The sequence below is a fragment of the Streptomyces sp. NPDC039609 genome (genome assembly GCF_055596705.1).
The window spans coordinates 530722-550954 of record NZ_JBVIUJ010000002.1 but is presented as its reverse complement, the minus strand read 5'-3'; the positions used below and the strand labels follow the sequence as shown (position 1 = coordinate 550954).

The 20233-nt window shown below is 71.4% G+C and carries 15 protein-coding genes; 3 read left to right on the top strand and 12 right to left on the bottom strand.

The genetic code is table 11. From position 1 onward, the window contains the following. Nucleotides 1-40: 40 nt before the first annotated feature. The 3 genes from hemW to lepA all read right to left on the bottom strand — a co-directional run bounded on the left by hemW (nucleotide 41) and on the right by lepA (nucleotide 5386). Nucleotides 41-1273 (bottom strand): radical SAM family heme chaperone HemW, encoded by a 1233-nt coding sequence (gene hemW / locus ACZ561_RS07865; RefSeq protein ID WP_376433711.1) that lies wholly within the window; start codon nucleotides 1271-1273, stop codon nucleotides 41-43. Between the two features lie 148 nt (nucleotides 1274-1421). Further along, entirely contained in the window at nucleotides 1422-3296 is a 1875-nt protein-coding gene (locus tag ACZ561_RS07860) for an AMP-dependent synthetase/ligase (RefSeq protein ID WP_470990864.1), read from the bottom strand. Between the two features lie 218 nt (nucleotides 3297-3514). Continuing rightward, nucleotides 3515-5386, bottom strand: a complete 1872-nt coding sequence (gene lepA, locus ACZ561_RS07855) for a translation elongation factor 4 (RefSeq protein ID WP_384529298.1) — start codon at nucleotides 5384-5386, stop codon at nucleotides 3515-3517. A gap of 185 nt (nucleotides 5387-5571) precedes the next feature. On the opposite strand from lepA, the gene rpsT reads away from it, so the two are divergent. Next, nucleotides 5572-5838 carry a 30S ribosomal protein S20 gene (gene rpsT, locus ACZ561_RS07850; RefSeq protein WP_137989361.1) on the top strand — a complete coding sequence of 89 codons (267 nt, stop codon included), beginning with the start codon at nucleotides 5572-5574 and terminating at the stop codon, nucleotides 5836-5838. Nucleotides 5839-6760: 922 nt separating this feature from the next. Here the strand turns inward: rpsT and holA are convergent. After that, a complete protein-coding gene (holA, locus tag ACZ561_RS07845; RefSeq protein WP_470990861.1) occupies nucleotides 6761-7747 on the bottom strand; it encodes a DNA polymerase III subunit delta in 987 nt (328 codons plus the stop codon). A 33-nt stretch (nucleotides 7748-7780) separates the two neighbouring features. On the opposite strand from holA, the gene ACZ561_RS07840 reads away from it, so the two are divergent. Beyond that, nucleotides 7781-8041, top strand: a complete 261-nt coding sequence (locus ACZ561_RS07840) for a hypothetical protein (protein ID WP_470990859.1) — start codon at nucleotides 7781-7783, stop codon at nucleotides 8039-8041. 6 nt (nucleotides 8042-8047) lie between these two features. On the opposite strand, the gene ACZ561_RS07835 is transcribed toward ACZ561_RS07840, so the two are convergent. Continuing rightward, nucleotides 8048-8884, bottom strand: coding sequence for an arylamine N-acetyltransferase family protein (locus ACZ561_RS07835; protein ID WP_470990857.1), 837 nt, complete (start codon nucleotides 8882-8884; stop codon nucleotides 8048-8050). 101 nt (nucleotides 8885-8985) lie between these two features. Here ACZ561_RS07835 and ACZ561_RS07830 point away from each other — a divergent pair, with 101 nt between their 5' ends. Further along, nucleotides 8986-9462 (top strand): pyridoxamine 5'-phosphate oxidase family protein, encoded by a 477-nt coding sequence (locus ACZ561_RS07830; protein WP_470990855.1) that lies wholly within the window; start codon nucleotides 8986-8988, stop codon nucleotides 9460-9462. A gap of 17 nt (nucleotides 9463-9479) precedes the next feature. Here the strand turns inward: ACZ561_RS07830 and ACZ561_RS07825 are convergent, their stop codons facing one another. The 7 genes from ACZ561_RS07825 to leuS all read right to left on the bottom strand — a co-directional run bounded on the left by ACZ561_RS07825 (nucleotide 9480) and on the right by leuS (nucleotide 20021). Then, entirely contained in the window at nucleotides 9480-10748 is a 1269-nt protein-coding gene (locus ACZ561_RS07825; protein ID WP_470990853.1) for an MFS transporter, read from the bottom strand. 3 nt (nucleotides 10749-10751) lie between these two features. Beyond that, on the bottom strand, nucleotides 10752-11393 hold the full coding sequence (locus tag ACZ561_RS07820; protein WP_470990851.1) for a winged helix-turn-helix domain-containing protein: 642 nt from the start codon (nucleotides 11391-11393) through the stop codon (nucleotides 10752-10754). Nucleotides 11394-11422: 29 nt separating this feature from the next. After that, entirely contained in the window at nucleotides 11423-13879 is a 2457-nt protein-coding gene (locus ACZ561_RS07815) for a ComEC/Rec2 family competence protein (protein WP_470990849.1), read from the bottom strand. Continuing rightward, nucleotides 13876-14700 (bottom strand): ComEA family DNA-binding protein, encoded by an 825-nt coding sequence (locus ACZ561_RS07810; protein WP_470990847.1) that lies wholly within the window; start codon nucleotides 14698-14700, stop codon nucleotides 13876-13878. The genes ACZ561_RS07815 and ACZ561_RS07810 overlap by 4 nt, the downstream gene beginning before the upstream one ends. 468 nt (nucleotides 14701-15168) lie before the next feature. Continuing rightward, nucleotides 15169-16014 (bottom strand): DegV family protein, encoded by an 846-nt coding sequence (locus ACZ561_RS07805; RefSeq protein WP_470990845.1) that lies wholly within the window; start codon nucleotides 16012-16014, stop codon nucleotides 15169-15171. A 193-nt stretch (nucleotides 16015-16207) separates the two neighbouring features. Further along, nucleotides 16208-16993 carry a hypothetical protein gene (locus ACZ561_RS07800; RefSeq protein WP_470990843.1) on the bottom strand — a complete coding sequence of 262 codons (786 nt, stop codon included), beginning with the start codon at nucleotides 16991-16993 and terminating at the stop codon, nucleotides 16208-16210. 160 nt (nucleotides 16994-17153) lie between these two features. Beyond that, on the bottom strand, nucleotides 17154-20021 hold the full coding sequence (leuS, locus tag ACZ561_RS07795; RefSeq protein ID WP_470990841.1) for a leucine--tRNA ligase: 2868 nt from the start codon (nucleotides 20019-20021) through the stop codon (nucleotides 17154-17156). Nucleotides 20022-20233: the final 212 nt, after the last annotated feature.

Genomic DNA, 20233 nt, shown 5'->3' with positions numbered 1-20233 from the left:
GCCCGGGGGGCGGCGCCGCCCCCCGCACGGGCGCGGACGCCTAATCCACCAGGTCACGAACGACCGCGTCGGCCAGCAGCCGCCCCCGCAGCGTCAAGACGGCCCGCCCGGCCGCGTACGGCTCCTCCGCCAGCAGCCCGTCCGCCAGCGCCTTGCGAGCCGCGGCCAGTCCGGCCGGACGCAGGAGCTCCAGCTCCACGCCCTCCCGCAGCCGAAGCTCGAGCAGCACACGCTCGACGCGCCGGTCCTCCTCGGAGAGGACCTCGCGGCCCGCACCAGGAGACCTTCCGGAGGTCAGCGCCGCCGCATACGCACCCGGGTGCTTCACGTTCCACCACCGCACGCCCCCGACGTGCGAGTGCGCCCCCGGCCCCGCGCCCCACCAGTCGGCGCCGCGCCAGTACAGCTCGTTGTGCAGACACCGCCCGGCCTCCGAGGTCGCCCAGTTCGACACCTCGTACCACTCGAACCCGGCCTCCGCGAAGACGGAGTCCGCGATGAGATACCGGTCCGCGTGCACGTCGTCGTCGGTCATCGGCACCTCGCCGCGCCGAATCCGCCGCGCCAGCTGCGTCCCCTCCTCGACGATCAGCGCGTACGCGCTGACGTGGTCGGGTCCGGCGCCGATCGCCGCGTCCAGCGACGCACGCCAGTCGTCGTCGGACTCCCCTGGCGTGCCGTAGATCAGATCCAGGTTGACGTGGTCGAAGCCCGCCGCCCGCGCCTCCGCGACACACGCCTCGGGCCGCCCGGGCGTGTGTGTACGGTCCAGGACCTTCAGGACGTGCTGCCGGGCGCTCTGCATACCGAACGAGATCCGGTTGAAGCCCCCGGCCCTCAGCTCGGCCAGATACGCCGGATCCACCGACTCCGGGTTCGCCTCGGTCGTCACCTCGGCGTCGTCCGCGAGCCCGAACTCGTCCCGGATGGCCCCCAGCATCCGTACGAGATCGCCGGCCGCGAGCAGCGTGGGCGTACCGCCGCCCACGAAGACCGTCCGCACCGGTCGTGGGTCGTCGCCCAGCACCTTCCGGGCGAGGCGTATCTCCTCCACGACCTGCCCGGCGTAGTTGTCCCGGGAGGCGAGCACGCCACCGGCACCGCGCAGCTCGCTCGCGGTGTACGTGTTGAAGTCGCAGTAGCCGCACCGCGTGGCGCAGTACGGCACGTGCAGATAGAACCCGAGGGGCCGATCCCCGGCCCCTTCCAGGGCGTGGGCGGGCAGCGCCCCGTCCTCGGGCATGGGCTCACCATCGGGCAGTACGGAAGGCATGAGCCCATTGTCCCGTACTGCCCGAGGTAACCCTTCCGACCTGTGGACAACCCGGCCGCACGGGGCGACCCGGGTCACCCCCGGCGACCGACCACCAGGGGGCCGAAGGCCTTGTCAGGCCTTGTCATCCTTGTCGGCGCAGGCCGTGTCAGGCCTCCCGCGACCCCGCGTACATCTCCTCGATCAGCTCCTTGTACGTCCGCTCCACCACCGGCCGCTTCAGCTTCAGCGACGGCGTCAGCTCGCCGTGCTCGATGTCGAGGTCGCGCGGCAGCAGACGGAACTTCTTGATCGTCTGCCAGCGCTGGAGACCCTCGTTGAGGCGGTCGACGTAGCCCTGCACCATCGCCTCGGTCTGCGGGGCGGCGACGATCTCGGCGTAGGACTTGCCGCCGAGGCCGTTCTCGGCGGCCCAGCCGATGATCGTGGGCTCGTCGAGGGCGATCAGCGCCGTGCAGTAGTTCCGGTCGGCGCCGTGGACCAGGATGTTGGAGACGAACGGGCAGACGGCCTTGAACTGGCCCTCGACCTCGGCCGGGGCGATGTACTTGCCGCCGGACGTCTTGATCAGGTCCTTCTTGCGGTCGGTGATGCGGAGGTAGCCGTCGGCCGACAGCTCGCCGATGTCGCCGGTGTGGAACCAGCCGTCGGACTCCAGGACCTCCGCCGTCTTCTCGGGCAGGCCGTGGTAGCCCTCCATGACACCGGGGCCGCGCAGCAGGATCTCACCGTCGTCGGCGATACGGACCTCGCAGCCGGGGAGCGGCTTGCCGACGGTGCCCGTGCGGTAGGCCTCGCCCGGGTTGACGAAGGAGGCCGCGCTGGTCTCCGTCAGGCCGTAGCCCTCCAGGATGTGGATGCCGGCGCCGGCGAAGAAGTAGCCGATCTCGGGCGAGAGGGCGGCCGAGCCGGAGACGGCGGCGCGGAGGCGGCCGCCGAAGGCCTCGCGGAGCTTGGAGTAGACGAGCACGTCGGCGACCTTGTGCTTGGCCGTGAGCCCGAAGGGGACGGTGGCGGTGCCGGTGCGCCGGAAGTTGTCCTGGCTGACCTTGGCGTACTCGCGGGCCACGCCGGCCGCCCACTGGAAGATCTTGTACTTGGCGCCGCCACCGGCCCGGGCCTTGGCGGCGACTCCGTTGTAGACCTTCTCGAAGATGCGCGGAACGGCGGCCATGTAGGTCGGCTGGACGACCGGCAGGTTCTCGATGATCTTGTCGACGCGGCCGTCGACGGCCGTGACGTGCCCGACCTCGATCTGGCCGGAGGTCAGCACCTTGCCGAAGACGTGCGCGAGCGGCAGCCAGAGGTACTGGACGTCGTCCTTGGTGACCAGGCCGGTCGCCGCGATGGCCTTGGCCATGTACGACCAGTTGTCGTGCGGGAGACGGACGCCCTTGGGGCGACCGGTGGTGCCCGAGGTGTAGATGACGGTGGCGAGCTGCTCCGCGGTGATCGCGGCGACCCGCTCCTTGACGGCCTCGGCGTGCTTCTCCAGGTACGCCTTGCCGCGCGTCTCGAGGTCGGCGAGGGTCAGGACCCAGTCGTCGGTCTCGACGCCGGTGGGGTCGACGACCACGACGTGGTGGAGGTTCGGCAGGTCGGCGCGGCGCTCGACGGCCTTGGCGACCTGGGCCGCGTCCTCCGCGATCAGCACCACGGACTCGGAGTCCGAGAGGATGAACGCCGACTCCTCGGCGTTCGTCTGCGGGTAGACGGTGGTGACGGCGGCACCCGCGCACATCACACCGAGATCGGCGAGGATCCACTCCACCCGGGTGGAGGAGGCCAGCGCGACCCGCTCCTCCGCCTGGACGCCCAGGTCGATCAGACCGGCCGCGATGGCGTAGACGCGCTCGGCGGCCTGCTCCCAGCTCAGCGACTTCCAGTCGTCCGGGCCCTGGCCGGAAGCGGACGGGACCGGATAGCGATATGCCTCCGCGTCCGGAGTCCGCGCGACGCGTTCAAGGAAGAGGGTCGCCACGGAGGGCGGCCGGTTCTCGATCAGGGTCTGTGTGTCGCTCACGACGTCCTCCGGGCGGCGGCGGTGCGTTCTGGCGGTGCGTTCCTGCGTACTAACTGGCGAGTAACCTACGAGCCGCGATCAGAGTAAGGCGCCGAGGTCCGGCGCGTAAGAGGCTGCGGGCCGCCTCTTCATACCCGGTTCATAACGAACGGGCCCCGCGCTGTGCGCACGTGAGCCCGTTCGATGTATCTGTCAGCTGATTGGCTGATTACTGCCGATCACTTCTTGGACTTGCCGCCCGCGGAGTCGTCGCTCGACAGTACGGCGATGAAGGCCTCCTGCGGGACCTCCACGGAGCCGACCATCTTCATCCGCTTCTTGCCTTCCTTCTGCTTCTCCAGCAGCTTCCGCTTACGGGAGATGTCACCGCCGTAGCACTTGGCGAGGACGTCCTTGCGGATGGCGCGGATGGTCTCACGGGCGATCACCCGGGAGCCGATCGCGGCCTGGATCGGGACCTCGAAGGCCTGCCGCGGGATGAGCTCGCGCAGCTTGGCGACGAGCCGCACGCCGTACGCGTACGCGGCGTCCTTGTGGGTGACGGCGGAGAAGGCGTCGACCTTGTCGCCGTGCAGCAGGATGTCGACCTTGACCAGGCTGGACGCCTGCTCGCCGGTGGGCTCGTAGTCGAGGGAGGCGTAACCGCGCGTCTTGGACTTCAGCTGGTCGAAGAAGTCGAAGACGATCTCGGCGAGGGGCAGGGTGTAGCGGATCTCGACGCGGTCCTCGGAGAGGTAGTCCATACCGAGGAGGGTGCCGCGACGGGTCTGGCAGAGCTCCATGATCGCGCCGATGAACTCGCTCGGGGCGAGGATCGTGGCGCGCACGACGGGCTCGTACACGTCGTTGATCTTGCCCTCGGGGAACTCGCTCGGGTTCGTGACCGTGTGCTCGCTGCCGTCCTCCATCACCACGCGGTAGACCACGTTGGGGGCGGTGGCGATCAGGTCGAGACCGAACTCGCGCTCGAGCCGCTCCCGGATCACGTCCAGGTGCAGCAGGCCGAGGAAGCCGACGCGGAAGCCGAAGCCGAGGGCGGCGGAGGTCTCCGGCTCGTAGACCAGCGCGGCGTCGTTGAGCTGCAGCTTGTCGAGGGCCTCACGGAGGTCCGGGTACTCCGAGCCGTCCAGCGGGTAGAGGCCCGAGAACACCATCGGCTTGGGGTCCTTGTAGCCGCCGAGCGCCTCGGTGGCGCCCTTGCTCAGGGAGGTGATCGTGTCACCGACCTTGGACTGACGGACGTCCTTCACACCGGTGATGAGGTAGCCGACCTCGCCGACGCCGAGACCGTCGGACGCCGTCATCTCCGGGGACGAGACGCCGATCTCGAGCAGCTCGTGGGTGGCGCCGGTCGACATCATCTTGATGCGCTCGCGCTTGTTGAGCTGGCCGTCGACGACTCGGACGTACGTCACGACACCGCGGTAGGAGTCGTAGACGGAGTCGAAGATCATCGCGCGGGCGGGGGCGTCGGCGACACCGACGGGGGCCGGCACGTTCTCGACGACCCGGTCCAGCAGCGCCTCGACACCGAGACCCGTCTTGGCGGAGACCTTGAGCACGTCCTCGGGCTGGCAGCCGATGAGGTTGGCGAGCTCCTCGGAGAACTTCTCCGGCTGCGCGGCGGGCAGGTCGATCTTGTTCAGCACGGGAACGATCGTGAGGTCGTTCTCCATCGCGAGGTACAGGTTCGCGAGGGTCTGCGCCTCGATGCCCTGGGCCGCGTCGACGAGCAGGATCGTGCCCTCGCAGGCCGCCAGCGAGCGCGAGACCTCGTAGGTGAAGTCGACGTGCCCGGGGGTGTCGATCATGTTGAGGATGTGGGTCTTCCCCTGACCCGCACCCTCGGTGGGCGCCCAGGGAAGACGGACCGCCTGGGACTTGATCGTGATGCCGCGCTCGCGCTCGATGTCCATCCGGTCGAGGTACTGGGCGCGCATCTGCCGCTGGTCGACCACCCCGGTCAGCTGGAGCATCCGGTCGGCAAGCGTGGACTTGCCGTGGTCGATGTGCGCGATGATGCAGAAATTGCGGATCAACGCCGGGTCGGTACGGCTCGGCTCAGGCACGTGGGTAGGAGTCGCGGGCACGCAAGGTCTCGTCTCGGGGCGATGGTCGGATCGATACGTAGGCTCCATCGTCCCATGACTGGGGACCTCCGCTCGGTTTGGGCGGAGGTTATGCCCCCTGATATCGTGGACAGCTGTGTCTCGTACGCCCTCTCAGCGATGAGGCACACCTCAGAAACAACACCGAACCTGAAAAGGCTCTTTTCGTGGCGAACATCAAGTCCCAGATCAAGCGGAACAAGACGAACGAGAAGGCGCGCCTGCGCAACAAGGCCGTCAAGTCCTCGCTCAAGACCGCGATCCGCAAGGCCCGCGAGGCCGTCGCCGCGGGTGACGTCGAGAAGGCCGTCGTGGCTTCTCGCGCCGCCTCCCGCGCGCTCGACAAGGCTGTCTCGAAGGGCGTCATCCACAAGAACGCCGCCGCCAACAAGAAGTCGGCGCTGGCCACCAAGGTTGCCGCTCTGCAGGGCTGAGCTTCTCTGATGTAACGCCGGACGGGACCCAGCGGGCCCTCTCTCCCGCTCCCAACCGGCACCCCGGACTCGTACGCGACACGCGTTCGCCACGCGTGTACGAGCCCACCAGCCGTACGACAAGGCCCCGCGCCCTCCTTCCCCAGGAGAACGCGGGGCCTTCGTCGTACGCGGCTCAGCGGCCGGGCAGGGCCCCAGTTCCCGGTCCGGGAGGTACCGAAAGCCGCGCTCCCGACGGGTGCGGTACGCACGGCACGACGCGAAGCCGGGCGCTGCCGGCGCCGCGAAGCCGCCGCGTCTCCGACAGGGTTGGGATTTGTCGCGCGGCGCGAACTGCCACGACCCACGACCCGGGCGCTGCCGGCGCATACGAAGCCGCGCTCCCGACAGGTGCGGTGCACACCGCACGACGCGAAGCTGGGCGCTGCCGGCGCATACGAAGCCGCGCTCCCGACGGGTGCGGTGCGCACCTCACGACGCGAAGCCGCCCCAGACCTACGGCCCGGGCGCGTTTGCACCTCGCACAGTCGAGTCTCCGACGGGAGCAGGAGGGCCGCACGGCGCGAGGTTGCCGCGCATGCACGGCGCCCGGACACCCCAGCGGCGCGAAGCCGCCACGTCTCCTACAGGGTGGGTCCTGTCGGTACCGCCCGAAGCCACCTCGCCTCCGACGAGAGCGGGCACACCGCGGGCGGGAGGCCACCGCAACCCGCGGGGAGACAGGCCCCGCCGACGCGGCGGCGAAGCCTCCAGGACTCCGGCGGGGCCGGGCGCTGCCGGCGCAGCGCGAAGCCGCTGCTTCCCATGAGGGCCGGGGCGAAGCCCCGGGAAGGGGTCGTTCCCCACCAGCCCCGGCAGGGTTTCGGGAAGGGGTGGGGTGGGGTGGGGTGGGGGAATCAACCGTCCCGGCACCGCCCCGCGGCTACCGCCGCATCCGCGCCGCCCGCGCCACCGCCACGACCGCCTTCTCCAGCGCGTACTCCGGGTCGTCCCCCCCGCCCTTCACACCCGCGTCCGCCTCCGCCACAGCCCGCAGCGCCAGCGAGACCCCGTCCGGCGTCCAGCCCCGCATCTGCTGCCGCACACGGTCGATCTTCCACGGCGGCATCCCGAGCTCCCGTGCGAGATCGGCCGACCGCCCGCCCCGCGCCGCCGACAGCTTGCCGATCGCCCGGACGCCCTGCGCCAGCGCGCTGGTGATCAGGACCGGCGGGACGCCGGTCGAGAGCGACCAGCGCAGCGCCTCCAGGGCCTCCGCCGCCCGCCCCTCCACCGCGCGGTCCGCGACGTTGAACGACGACGCCTCGGCCCGCCCCGTGTAGTACCGCCCGACGATCGCTTCGTCGATCGTGCCCTCGACGTCCGCCGTCAGCTGCGACACCGCCGACGCCAGCTCCCGCAGGTCGCTGCCGATCGAGTCGACCAGCGCCTGGCACGCCTCGGGCGTGGCCGAACGCCCCAGCGTCCGGAACTCCTGCCGTACGAACGTCAGCCGCTCCGCCGGCTTCGTCGTCTTCGGGCAGGCCACCTCCCGCGCGCCCGCCTTCCGCGCCGCGTCCAGGAGCCCCTTGCCCTTGGCGCCGCCCGCGTGGAGCAGCACGAGGGTGATCTCCTCGAAGGGCGCGTCGAGGTACGCCTTGACGTCCTTGATCGTGTCCGCGGACAGATCCTGCGCGTTCCGCACGACCAGGACCTTGCGCTCGGCGAAGAGCGAGGGGCTCGTCAGCTCCGCCAGCGTCCCGGGCTGAAGCTGGTCGGACGTGAGGTCCCGGACGTCCGTGTCGGCGTCGACGGCCCGGGCGGCCGCCACCACCTCCTGGACGGCGCGGTCGAGGAGCAGGTCCTCCTGGCCCACGGCGAGCGTGACGGGGGCGAGGAGGTCGTCGGTCGAATTCTTCCTGGTGGCCATCGCTTCACAGCATCCCACGGGCCACTGACAGCCATGCCCGAGAATGGCGGGGTGAGCGAACGACACGTACTGGTACTGCCCGACCGCGATGCCGCCGAGGAGGTCGCCGAAGAACTGCCCGCCCGCTTCGGCGTCGCCGAGGAGCCTCAGCTCGTACGCGACGCGCTGGCAGGCGAGGACGACGCCGAGGACGCGCAGTGGCTGGTGGTCGTCGAGGACCCGCAGGGCCGGCTGGACTCGGCGGCACTGGACGCGCTGGCCGCCGAGTACGAAGGCTGGCTGGAGTCTCCGTGACCGGGGTTATGCCTGCGAGGCGCCCTCGGCTTCAGCGCTCCGCGCGGACCGTGCCGGAGGCACGGGCAGCTCGCGGAGCTCGATGCCGAACCGGTCGCGGTACACCGCCCGCACCTCCTCCTCGCGCTCGAGCATCCTCTCGGTCCGCTCGCCGTTCGCGTGCGTGACCAGCTTCAGGCCGCTGAGGGTGATCCGGCCCTCCTCGGTGAGCCGGGAGCAGATGAGGGAGCGGGTGAAGTGCGAGTCCGGGGAGGTGCGGTGGTACCAGGCGCCCGCCGTGAAGTCACCGAGCACGCGCGGCCGCGTCTCCAGACGGCATTGCGTTTTGCCGTTCCGCAGCACGTCCAGATCGCCCTCCTCGGTCTCGACGACGCGGAACGTACCGCCCGGATCCGTCTGATCGCCCCGCTCGTCCAGCGCCAGCGGGAAGTGGCTGTGGTCACCGAACCCGACGTCCGCGAGCCATCGTTCTCCGTCCACCTCCACCACCACTGCCATGTGGTCGTACGGGATGCCCAGTCGGCCGCCCGGGCCGAAGCCGCGCCCCTGGAGAAGCGAGACGGTGAAGCCGAGTTCGCGCAGGAGGACGGCGAAGGTGGCGTTGATCTCGTAGCAGAACCCTCCTCTGCGGGCGCCGACCACCTTGTCGAGCAGCGCCTTCTCCTCCAGGACGATGTCCTCGCCGAGGTGGATCGACAGGTTCTCGAAGGGGACCGTTCTCAAGTGCCGCAGATGCAGATCGCGCAGGGCCGCCACGTCGGGGCGTTCCGGGCGCGCGGCTCCGATGCGGTGCAGATAGGCGTCGACGATCGCGCCCGGGACCGGCTGGGTGTCAGTACTCATGCCGAGAGTGTGCCGGGCCGCCGCCCGATACCCCATGAGGCTCTGGTCCTAGGCCCGTTGCCCGAGGCGCTCGTCCGGTCCGCGCCGCTACCGTGCGAGCCATGAGTGATCTTGAACCGCCCCGCCCCCGCGCCGAGCGCAAGCAGGACGTCCTCACCCGGCTCCGGCACGATGTGGACCTCTGGGTCGCGACCGCGTCCGCCCAGGACGAACCGTGTCTGGTGCCGCTGTCCTTCGTCTGGGACGTCCAGGACGGCCGGATCGACGAGGGAACGCTGTTGCTCTGCACGAAGCGGAACAACCCCACGGCCCGCAACCTCACCCCGAACGGTGAGGTCCGGATCAGCCTCGGCCATACCCGTGACGTGGTGCTGATCGAGGGAACGGCCGAGAAGGTGGAGGGCTCCGACCTGCCGAAGGCCTCCGCCGACGCCTTCGCGACCAAGCTGGCCTGGGATCCCCGCGACCGATCCGCCTGGATCTACCTCCGGATCACCCTCAGGTCGGTGAAGGCCTGGCGCGAGGTGAACGAACTGCCCGAACGGGAGCTGATGCACGACGGCGAGTGGCTCGTCTGACCTGCTCTCCTCCCACCTCACCCTCGGGCAGCAGGCACCGGCTCCTCGGCCGGCGCGGGCAGTTCACGCGTCCGCGGCAGCGGCGAGGGCAGCAGCCACAGCACGGCGAGTACGGCTCCGGCGGTGGCGATCCACAGCGTCGGCCGCAGACCGACGGCCGTGCCGAGGAGGCCCCCGACGAGCGCACCGACGGGACGGAACCCGTGGTTGAGGGTGCGAAAAGCACCCATCACCCGCGCCCGGACGGCGTCGGGTATCAGCGCCATCTGGAACGACCCCGCCGCGATGTCGACGACCATGACGGCCGCGCACGAGAGGAACTCGGCCGCGAACAGCAGGCCCACGACCAGGGGTGTCGGACCCTCCGCGAGCGGTATCAGCAGCAGGGGCACGGTGAAGCCGAGGGAGCCGACGACGATGGACGCGCCGATCCCGAAGCGGCGTACGACCGCCCCGCTGCCCGCGGCCCCGATCAGCCCGCCGACGGCTCCCGCGCCGAGGACGGCGCCGAGCACGCCCGCGCTCAGGCCGAGTTCGGTCGTGGCGTACAGCACGAACAGGGTGTGGAACATGTAGTTGAAGAACTGGATCGTCCCGGAGGCGGCGAACAGTGCCCGCATGGACGCGTTGCGGACGACCCAGCGCAGGCCCTCGGTGAAGTGGCCCTTGCCGACCGGCGCGGGTGGCGGTTCCACGGGCTTGATCCGGGCCAGATAGCCCGCCGAGACCAGGTACGTGAGGGCGTCGGCGAGCAGGGCGAAGGGCGCGGTGAGGAACTGCACGAGCAGGCCGCCCGCCCCTGGTCCCGCCAGCCACGACATCGAACGGCTGCCGTTGACCAGTGAGTTGGCCTGTACATAGCGCTCGGTCGGGACCAGCGCCACCAACAGCGTGACGTTGCACGCCTCGAAGAGCACCGTCAGGGCGCCCACCCCGAAGGCGACCGCGTAGAGCTGGCCCAGAGTGAGCATGTCGAGCAGGTACGCGACCGGGAGCGTCAGGAGCAGGGCCGCCCGCCCGAGGTCGGCGGCGATCATGGCGCGCCGGCGGCGGGCCTGCCGGTCGGCCCAGGCTCCCAGCGGAAGGTTGAGCAGCAGCGCAGGCAGCAGCTCGGCCGTCTTGAGCCAGCCCATCTCCGCGGCGCCGGCACCGAGCACGAGCACAGCGGCGAGCGGGATCGCGATCAGGGAGATCTGGTCCCCGACGAGCGAGATGGTCTGGCCGGCCCAGTAGCGCCGAAAGGACCGCTCACGCAGGAGCGCGGGTACGCGTTCCGCCACTCGCATCCTTCACTCCCCGTTCTCGTCGTCAAGGAGCTCAGGAATCTCGCCGGGGATCTCGCGGTCCAGGTACGCGATCCGCAGCACGCTGACCGGCCTGGCCTCCTCCGGCCGCAGCGACGGGTCGGACTCGCGGCCCTCGTACGGCAGCAGCAACTCGTCGATCCGTCGCCCGAAGGCGGCCAGCTCGTCCGGCGTGAGGTAGAGCAGGGAGTCGCCGAACATCTCGGCCTCCCGCCACTCCTTCGGCAGCCGATGCCGGTCCTCCATGGCACGCAGGACCCGCTCGAAGTACCGCTCGGCCACCGCGCTGCTCAGCGCGTCCGCCGCCTCCGCGACCGTGGCGTCCTCACTGTCCCCCGGCCAGTCGGTGTACCGGGCCGTGGCCCTCCAGGGCTTCTCCCGCCCCCGCCCGCCGGGCGCCACCTCCACCAGCCCGTACTTCGCGAGTATCCGCAGGTGGTACGAGCAGCTGGCGACCGATTCCCCGGTGAGCTCGGCGGCCCGGGTGGCGGTGAAGGGGCCGCTCCGCCGCAGCAGGCCGACCAGCGTCATCCGTGTCGGGTGGGCGTAGGCCCGCAGCGCGCGGGGGTCCGTGAGGCTGATGCTCCGGGGCTGCTCGTCGTCGCCTTGCTTCATCGACTCCTCCATGATGTAAAGCTAGCTTTAGAAAGACTTCTTTACAAGCGTCTCCCAGTCGGCACGGCCACAAGATCCCGGCCCGACCCGGTCACCGCGATCGCTCCGTCCCGGTCCGTCCGAAGCACCTCCGCTCCCCCGTCCCGCAGCGCCTCGACCGTCCGGGGCGAGGGGTGCCCGTACGGGTTCCCGCTCCCGGTCGACACCAGCGCCAGCCGGGGCCGGACCGCACGTATCAGCCCGGGGTCCTGATGCGCGGAGCCGTGGTGGGCGACCTTGAGCACGTCCACCGGAGCCAGCCGGGGATACGCCCTCAACAGGCGCTGCTGGGCAGGCGGTTCGAGGTCACCGAGCAGCAGCAGGCTCAGCCCGCCCGCCGTCCGGACGAGCAGGGTGACGCTCGCGTCGTTCGGCTCGGACGCCTCCGGCTCCACCGCCCCGGGGGCCCCGCGCGGCCACAGCACCTGCCACTCCAGCGCGCCGAGACGTCGCCGCTCCCCCGGCCCGGCCAGAACCATCGGAACCCTGGCCGCCGCTGCGGTCCGCCGCACGAACGCCGCCTGGCCCTGCGGCTCTTCGAGCCACGTCGTCTGGATCGCCCCCACCGACCGCCCGCGCAACACCCCTGGAAGCCCCGCGACATGGTCCGCGTGAAAGTGCGTGAGCACCACCAGCGGGATCCGGCGGACACCGAGATCACGGAGGCAGCGGTCCACCAGAGCCGGCTCCGGCCCGGCATCCACGACGACGGCCGCGTCCCCGCCCGCCGCGAGCACGGTCGCGTCGCCCTGCCCCACTTGGCACATCGCGAACACCCAGCCCGGCGGCGGCCATCCGGTGACCACCCGGGTCAGCGGCGGCGGCCTGACCACAGCGAGGAGCAGCAGTACCGCGCAGCCCACGGCGATTCTGCGTCGGTACGGCAGCCCCCACGCCCCCAGCACCACCAGCCCGAAGAGAGCGGCCAGCATCAGCCCGCCCCACCAGCCGCCCGGCCACTCCGTCTCCGCACCCGGCAGCGCCGCACCGGCGCGGGCCACACCCGCGATCCACCCCGCCGGCCAGCCCGCGACCTCAGCGACCAGCTCCGCCGCCGGCAGCCAGACAGGGGCGAGTGCGAGCGCGGCGAACCCCAGCACCGTCGCCGGGGCGACCGCCGGCTCCGCCAACAGGTTGCTGGGGATCGCGACCAGGCTGACCCGCGCGGCGAAGACCGCCACGACGGGCGCGCACACGACCTGCGCCGCCAGGGCGGCGGCCAGCGCCTCGGCGAGCCTGCCCGGCACCCCGCGCCGCTGAAGCGCCTCGCTCCACCCCGGCGCGATGGTGAGCAGCGCCCCGGTGGCAAGGACCGAGAGCAGGAAGCCAAAGCTCCGCGCCAGCCACGGGTCGTAGAGCACGAGCATCAACACCGCCGCCGCCAGAGCGGGGATCAGCGATCTGCGGCGCCCCGTACCGATGGCGAGCAGGGCGACCAGGCCACAGGCCGCGGCCCGCAGCACGCTCGGGTCCGGTCGGCAGACGACGACGAAGGCGAGTGTGAGCCCTCCGCCGATCAGGGCGGTGGACCGCAGTGGAATGCCGAGCCGTGGCGCGAGCCCGCCGCGCTCGACCCGCATCGCGGCACCCGGCCGACCGACCAGAAGCAGCAGCACGACTGTGAGATTGGAACCGGACACTGCCAGAAGGTGCGTGAGGTCGGTCGCCTCGAAGGCGTCGCTCAGCTCCGGATCGATCCGGGACGTGTCTCCGACGACCAGTCCGGGCAGCAGCGCCCGGGCGTCCGGATCGAGGTGGTCCGTGGCGCGCCGCAGCCCCGCCCGCAGCTCACCGGCCGTGCGTTGCACGGCGCTCGGCGCCCCCGTGATCCGGGGCGGCCCGGCCCCGGCGACGCGCAGCACCGCCGCGAACCGGTCTCCCGGCCGCGCCGGGGGCGCGAGCCGTCCCGTCAGCCGCAGCCCGGTCGACGGCAGCAGCCGCAGCCACTCCCGCTGGGCGTCGCCGGCGGGCACGATCACCAGGATCGGTGTCCGGGTCCGGTGGACCGCTCCGCCGGGCGCCTCGACCCGGTTCACCTCGCCGTTCAGAACGACGGAGACCGGCGCCGCCCGATCTCCGCGGACGCGGGGCCCGGTCAGTCTCGGATCGGAGGTGACCGTCACCTCCACGCCCACCCGGGCGTACTCCCCCGCGAGGCCCGGCAGTGGACCGCGCCTCAGGTCAGCCGCATGAAGCCCGCCCGACGCGGCACCGGCCGCGGCACAGAGCAGCACCGCCGCGACCGCGGTGGCCCTCAGCCGCCCACCGGGCCGTCCTCGAACCGCCGCCCGCAGCATCGCCGCCCCCGCCAGGCAGGCGAGCACTCCCGTGACCACCCACCACCCCGTGGCGCCCACCGCCAGCGCGGCCGCTCCCCAGGCCGCCAACGCCGGTGGCACGAGCCGAAGATCCGCAGGGCCCTCCCCACCCGCACCGCGCGGTGCGGGGTCCTCGCTCATGGCCGAACCAGAGGAGCGAGTTCGGCGAACCGCCGCTCACCGATCCCGGTGACCTCGCGCAGCTCGGCGACCGACCGGAATCCACCGTGCTCCAGACGGTGGTCGACGATGTGCTGCGCGAGTACGGGCCCGACCCCGGGCAGGGTATCCAACTGCTCCACGGTCGCGGCGTTCAGACTCAGCGGCCCCGCCCGGACACCAGTCGTGCCCCCGCCACCGGCGCCCACGCCCGCGGCGTTCGGCATCGCAGGCAGGCCGACCACGACCTGCTCACCGTCCATCAGAACCCGGGCCCGGTTGAGTCCGGTGACGTCCGTGCCCGGCTTGACACCTCCGGCCGCGCGCAGCGCGTCCGCGACCCTCGACCCGCCGGGCAGGGTCAGCACCCCGGGCCGTCGTACCTTGCCGCTCACATCGACCACGACCGCCGGCGGTGACGGCGCCCCGGCCGTCGGCTCCGCCGACACCACCGGAGACGCCCCGCTCTCCGGCAGCGGCGCCGCGCGCACGATCTCCGGCGCCCGAACGGCTTCCGGCCGCCCTGCCCAGAAGTAGCGTCCGGCGAACCCCGCGGCCACGACCAGGACCACGGCCAGCGCCGCCAGCGTCCTCGGTTCGAGGCCACACCTGGACCGCACCCACATCGGCAGCCGATCGCTCAGTGCGAGCCGCAGCCGTTCCCACCTCCCGGGCGCGGCAACCTCCTCCCGCACCCCGGGCGCGGCAACCTCCTCCCGCACCCCGGGCGCGGCAACCTCCTCCCGCACCCCGGGCGCGGCAACCTCCTCCCGCACCCCGGGCGCGGCAACCTCCTCCCGCACCCCGGGTGGGGCATCCTCCTCCCGCACCCCGGGCGGGACCACGACCTCCGGCGCGCCCCACCCCACGGTCGGTGCGGGCTCGACGGGCGGCGCCGCGGAGGGGAAGAGCGCTTCCCCTCGTCGTCGTACGGCGGCACGGCTCGCCGCGACCGCATGTCTCCCGCGCGCCCGCCCTCGCACCCGCCCGGGAGGCGAACCCCGCCCGCCGACACGAGTCCGCCCGTCCGAACCGGGCCCACGGCCGGGACCGCTGGACGCACCCGCCCTCCTCACCGAGGACGTGGCCGCCGTCGCCGCGCTCCGTGCCGCCTCATCCGTACATGTGGTGTCGCTTGCTGCGGTGTCTGTGTGAAGAGCCATGGACAGGACGGTAGGCACATCTGTCCGAACCCGCTGAGATGGATCGATTTCCGTGGATGAGAGCCCAGTTGTGGAAAAACCCGTCACTCACACGAGGGATCGCGCGGGTCAGCGGGGCGAGACCACGACGGCCAGCAGCCCTGGGCCCGTGTGCGCTCCGATCACCGCACCCACCTCGCTGACCTGCAACTCCGCAATGCCAGGCACCCGTTCCCGCAGCCGGTCGGCCAGGACGGCGGCTCGCTCGGGCGCGGAGAGATGGTGCACCGCGATGTCCACGTCGCCGGAACCCGCCCGCTCCACGGCGATCTCCTCGAGGCGGGCGATCGCCTTCGACGCCGTCCGCACCTTCTCGCGCAGCTCGATCCGACCCCCGTCGAGCTGGAGCAGCGGCTTCACCGCGAGCGCGGAGCCGAGCAGCGCCTGGGCGGCCCCGATCCGCCCGCCCCTGCGGAGGTAGTCCAGGGTGTCGACGTAGAAGAACGCGGAGGTTCCGGCCGCCCGCTTCTCCGTGGCGGCGACGGCCTCGTCGAGGGAGCCGCCCGCGTCCACGGCCTCGGCGGCCGCGAGCGCGCAGAAGCCGAGCGCCATCCCCACCATCCGGGTGTCGACCACCCGGACCGGTACGGGGGCGTCCTTGGCCGCCAGCACGGCGGCATCGTACGTACCGGAGAACTCGGCGGAGAGATGGAGCGAGACGACGCCCCGCGCCCCGGCCTCGGCGGCCGCGCGATAGGTCTCCGCGAAGACATCGGGGCTCGGCCGTGAGGTGGTCACCGGCCGCCGTTTCTGGAGCGCCTGGGCCAGTGAGCGGGCCGAGATCTCGGTCCCCTCCTCAAGGGCCTGGTCGCCGATGACGACGGTGAGCGGGACCGCGGTGATGCTGTGCCGCTCCATCGCCTGGGGTGGCAGGTAGGCCGTGGAATCGGTGACGATCGCGACATGCCGGGACATGAGCGGGAGGTTACCCGCCGAGGCCGCCGCATGGCAGCCCGGCCCTCGCTCAGCGAGCGTCCGCGCCGCCCTCGCCGGTGCCACGTCCGCCCCGCCCCGCCACACAGACACCCCACACCACCCGCGGCCGGCCGGCCAGGCCGACCGGAGCCGTCAGGGCGGCCAACCGGGCCGTCGGGTCGGATCGGCGGTGTCAGTTGGTGGTCTCGGGCCGTGCCGACTTCTCCCACGGATAGGCGGCCTGGCGCGGATCGCGCGCCGTGATCGCCGGCGGCGGTTCCTGCTGCCCCTGCGCCTGGGCACCGGCGGCCTGCGCATCCGGGCGCGGGCCGGCTTCCGCCTCCGCGGGCCACACCTGCTCACGCTCCGCTCCCGCGGCGGCGGCGCCGGCGGCGGGCCACGAGAAGTCGCCCGACGCGGGGCCCTGTGCGGCAGGCTCCGACCAGTGCCGCAGCGCGCCCGCCTCCATGTCGATCTGCTGGCTCAACGAGGACAGGTCGTCCTCCGCGAACTTCCGCGCCCGGTCCCTGGCCGCCCAGCGTAGCGAGTCCGCGGACTGCGTGATCTGCTCGGTCCGTGCCCGCAGGTCAGAGAGCTGTCCGGCCACGCGCGAGCGGTCCGGCTCCCGCTCCAGGCGCTTGAGGTCCTCGTCCAGCTCCTGGCCGTGGGCGCTCAGCCGGCGGAAGAGGTCGAGTGACTCCTTCAGCGAGGCGTCCTCGGCGACGCCCGCCTGCAGGGCGTCCTGGGTCGCGCGCATCGACGTGCGCAGCGAGAGCCGCAGCTGGGCCAGCTCACCGGCGACCCCGCCCTGACCGTAGCTCTTGGCGCGCAGCGTCGTGTCCTCGACCGTGCGCCGGGCCTGGTTGATGGTGCGGTCGACCCCACGCTTGGCGGCCTTGACCACCTTCACGGTCGCGTAGACCCCCAGCGCCACGAAGGCGAAGAAGAGCAGCGCCATGATCACAATCGCGGCTTCCATGTCCGCCCCTCCGGCGTGGGTCGAGTTTCCTCGGTTGTCGTTCTTCCACGGTAAACGGAACGGGCAGGCCGAGGGTTCCATCGGAACCCTCAACCTGCCCGTAGGGGATGCCCCCTATACCTCCGTCGCCGCCGGGACCGGCGGCGACGTCAGGCAACCGTCAGGCGACGATGTTGACCAGCTTCGGGGCGCGCACGATCACCTTGCGGATCTCCGCGCCGCCCAGCGCCGCAACCACGTTCGCGTCGCCGAGCGCCAGCGCCTCCAGATCCGCGTCCGTGATGGACGGGGAGACCTCCAGACGCGCCTTGACCTTGCCCTTGATCTGCACGACGCAGGTCACGGTCTCGTCCACGACGTACGCGGGGTCGGCGACCGGGAAGTCCTGGTGGACGACCGAGTCGGTGTGGCCCAGCTTGCGCCACAGCTCCTCCGCGATGTGCGGGGCCAGCGGGGCGACCAGCAGCACCAGCCGCTCGGCGACCGAGCGGGAGACCGGGCCGCCCACCTTGGTCAGGTGGTTGTTCAGCTCGGTCACCTTGGCGATGGCGGTGTTGAAGCGCATGGCCGCCATGTCCTGCGAGACACCGTCGATCGCCTTGTGCAGGGCGCGCAGGGCGTCCTCGTCGGGCTCGGTGTCCACGACGGTGACCTCGCCCGTCGACTCGTCGACGATGTTGCGCCACAGGCGCTGCAGCAGTCGGTACTGGCCGACGACCGCGCGCGTGTCCCACGGGCGGGAGACGTCCAGCGGGCCCATCGCCATCTCGTACAGGCGCAGGGTGTCGGCACCGAACTCGGCGCAGATCTCGTCCGGGGTGACCGCGTTCTTCAGGGACTTGCCCATCTTGCCCAGGACGCGGCTGACCTTCTCGCCCTGGTACCAGTAGCCGCCGTCCCGCTCCTCGACCTCGGTCGCCGGCACGGCGATGCCGCGCGCGTCGCGGTAGACGAAGGCCTGGATCATGCCCTGGTTGTACAGCTTGTGGAACGGCTCGGCCGAGGAGACGTGGCCCAGGTCGAACAGCACCTTGGACCAGAACCGCGCGTACAGCAGGTGCAGTACGGCGTGCTCGGCACCGCCCACGTACAGGTCGACGCCGCCGGTGGGCATGCCTTCGCGCGGGCCCATCCAGTACTGCTCGATCGCGGGGTCGACCAGCTTCTCGGAGTTGTTCGGGTCCAGGTAGCGCAGCTCGTACCAGCAGGAACCGGCCCAGTTGGGCATGGTGTTGGTCTCGCGGCGGTACTTCTTCGGGCCGTCGCCCAGGTCCAGGGTGACATCGACCCAGTCCTCGTTGCGGGACAGAGGCGTCTCGGGCTGGGTGTCGGCGTCGTCCGGGTCGAAGGTGCGCGGCGAGTAGTCGTCGACCTCCGGCAGTTCCAGCGGCAGCATCGACTCGGGCAGCGCGTGTGCGACGCCGTCCTCGTCGTAGACGATCGGGAAGGGTTCGCCCCAGTAGCGCTGACGGCTGAACAGCCAGTCGCGCAGACGGAAGTTGACGGTGCCCTCGCCGATGCCGCGGTCGGCCAGCCAGACGGTGATCTTCGCCTTGGCGTCGACGACGCCCAGGCCGTCCAGGGAGATCTCGTCGTTGGCGGAGTTGACGAGCTTCGCCTCGTACGAGGCGAAGGCGTCGTCCCACGTGGACGGGTCGGTGCCGCGGTCGTCGCTCGGCTCGACGACGCAGCGCATCGGCAGCTCGAAGGCGCGCGCGAAGGCGAAGTCGCGGGTGTCGTGGGCGGGGACGGCCATGATCGCGCCGGTGCCGTAGCCCATCAGGACGTAGTCGGCGATGAAGACCGGGACCTGCTCGCCGCTGACCGGGTTGGTCGCGTACGCGCCGGTGAAGACGCCGGTCTTGTCCTTGGCCTCGGCCTGCCGCTCGACGTCGGACTTGGAGGCAGCCTGCTTGCGGTACGCGGCGACGGCGTCGGCCGGGGTGGCGTGTCCGCCCGTCCACACGTCGTGGGTACCGGCGGGCCAGGCGTCCGGGACGATGTTCTCGACCAGGTCGTGCTCCGGGGCCAGCACCATGTAGGTGGCGCCGAACAGGGTGTCCTGGCGGGTGGTGAAGACGGTGATCGCGCCGGCCTCGCCGACCTGGAAGTCGACGCGGGCGCCCTCGGAGCGGCCGATCCAGTTCCGCTGCTGCAGCTTGATGGCCTCGGGCCAGTCCAGCGCGTCCAGGTCGTCCAGCAGGCGGTCCGCGTAGGCGGTGATGCGCATGTTCCACTGGCGCAGCTTGGACTTGAAGACGGGGAAGTTGCCGCGCTCGGAACGGCCGTCGGCGGTGACCTCCTCGTTGGCCAGGACGGTGCCCAGACCGGGGCACCAGTTGACCGGCGCGTCGGAGGCGTACGCCAGGCGGTACTCGCCGAGGACGTCGGCGCGCTCGGCCGCGGTCAGCTCGCTCCACGCGCGCGTGGAGCCCGGAACGTCACGGGTGCCGTTCTCGAACTGCTCGACCAGTTCGGCGATCGGACGGGCCTTCTTGGCCTCGTCGTCGTACCAGGAGTTGTAGATCTGCAGGAAGATCCACTGGGTCCACTTGTAGTAGTCCGGGTCGATCGTGGCGAACGACCGGCGCTTGTCGTGGCCCAGGCCCAGCCGGCGCAGCTGGACCTTCATGTTCTCCATGTTGGCCTCGGTGGACACGCGCGGATGCGTGCCCGTCTGCACGGCGTACTGCTCGGCCGGCAGGCCGAATGCGTCGAAGCCCAGGGTGTGCAGCACGTTGTGGCCGGTCATGCGCTGGTGACGGGCGAAGACATCCGTGGCGATGTAGCCCAGCGGGTGGCCGACGTGCAGACCCGCGCCCGAGGGGTACGGGAACATGTCCATGATGAACTTCTTGGGCCGGGCGGCGATCGCCGGATCGCCCGCCAGGTCACCGGTCGGGTTCGGCGCCTCGTAGGTGCCCTCGGCGTCCCAGAAATCCTGCCAGCGTGCCTCGATGTCGGCGGCCATGGCCGCCGTATAACGATGCGGGGCCGCCGTCTCGGCAGCCGAATTCATCTCGCTCATGATCCTTGAAGCTCCATCGATCGTCTCTGCCCACTGCCCGCGAACTGCACTGCCACGAAATGAAAAATCCCCTCGCACAGGAGGGGACGCCGCGCCGATTCCGACCGGATCTTTCATCCGTCGGGACTGATCAGCGCGGCTCGCTAAGCAGAAGGCGTACGGCACGCATGGCGCCAGGGTACCGCAGGGCCCGAGGGGGCCGCACCGACGTT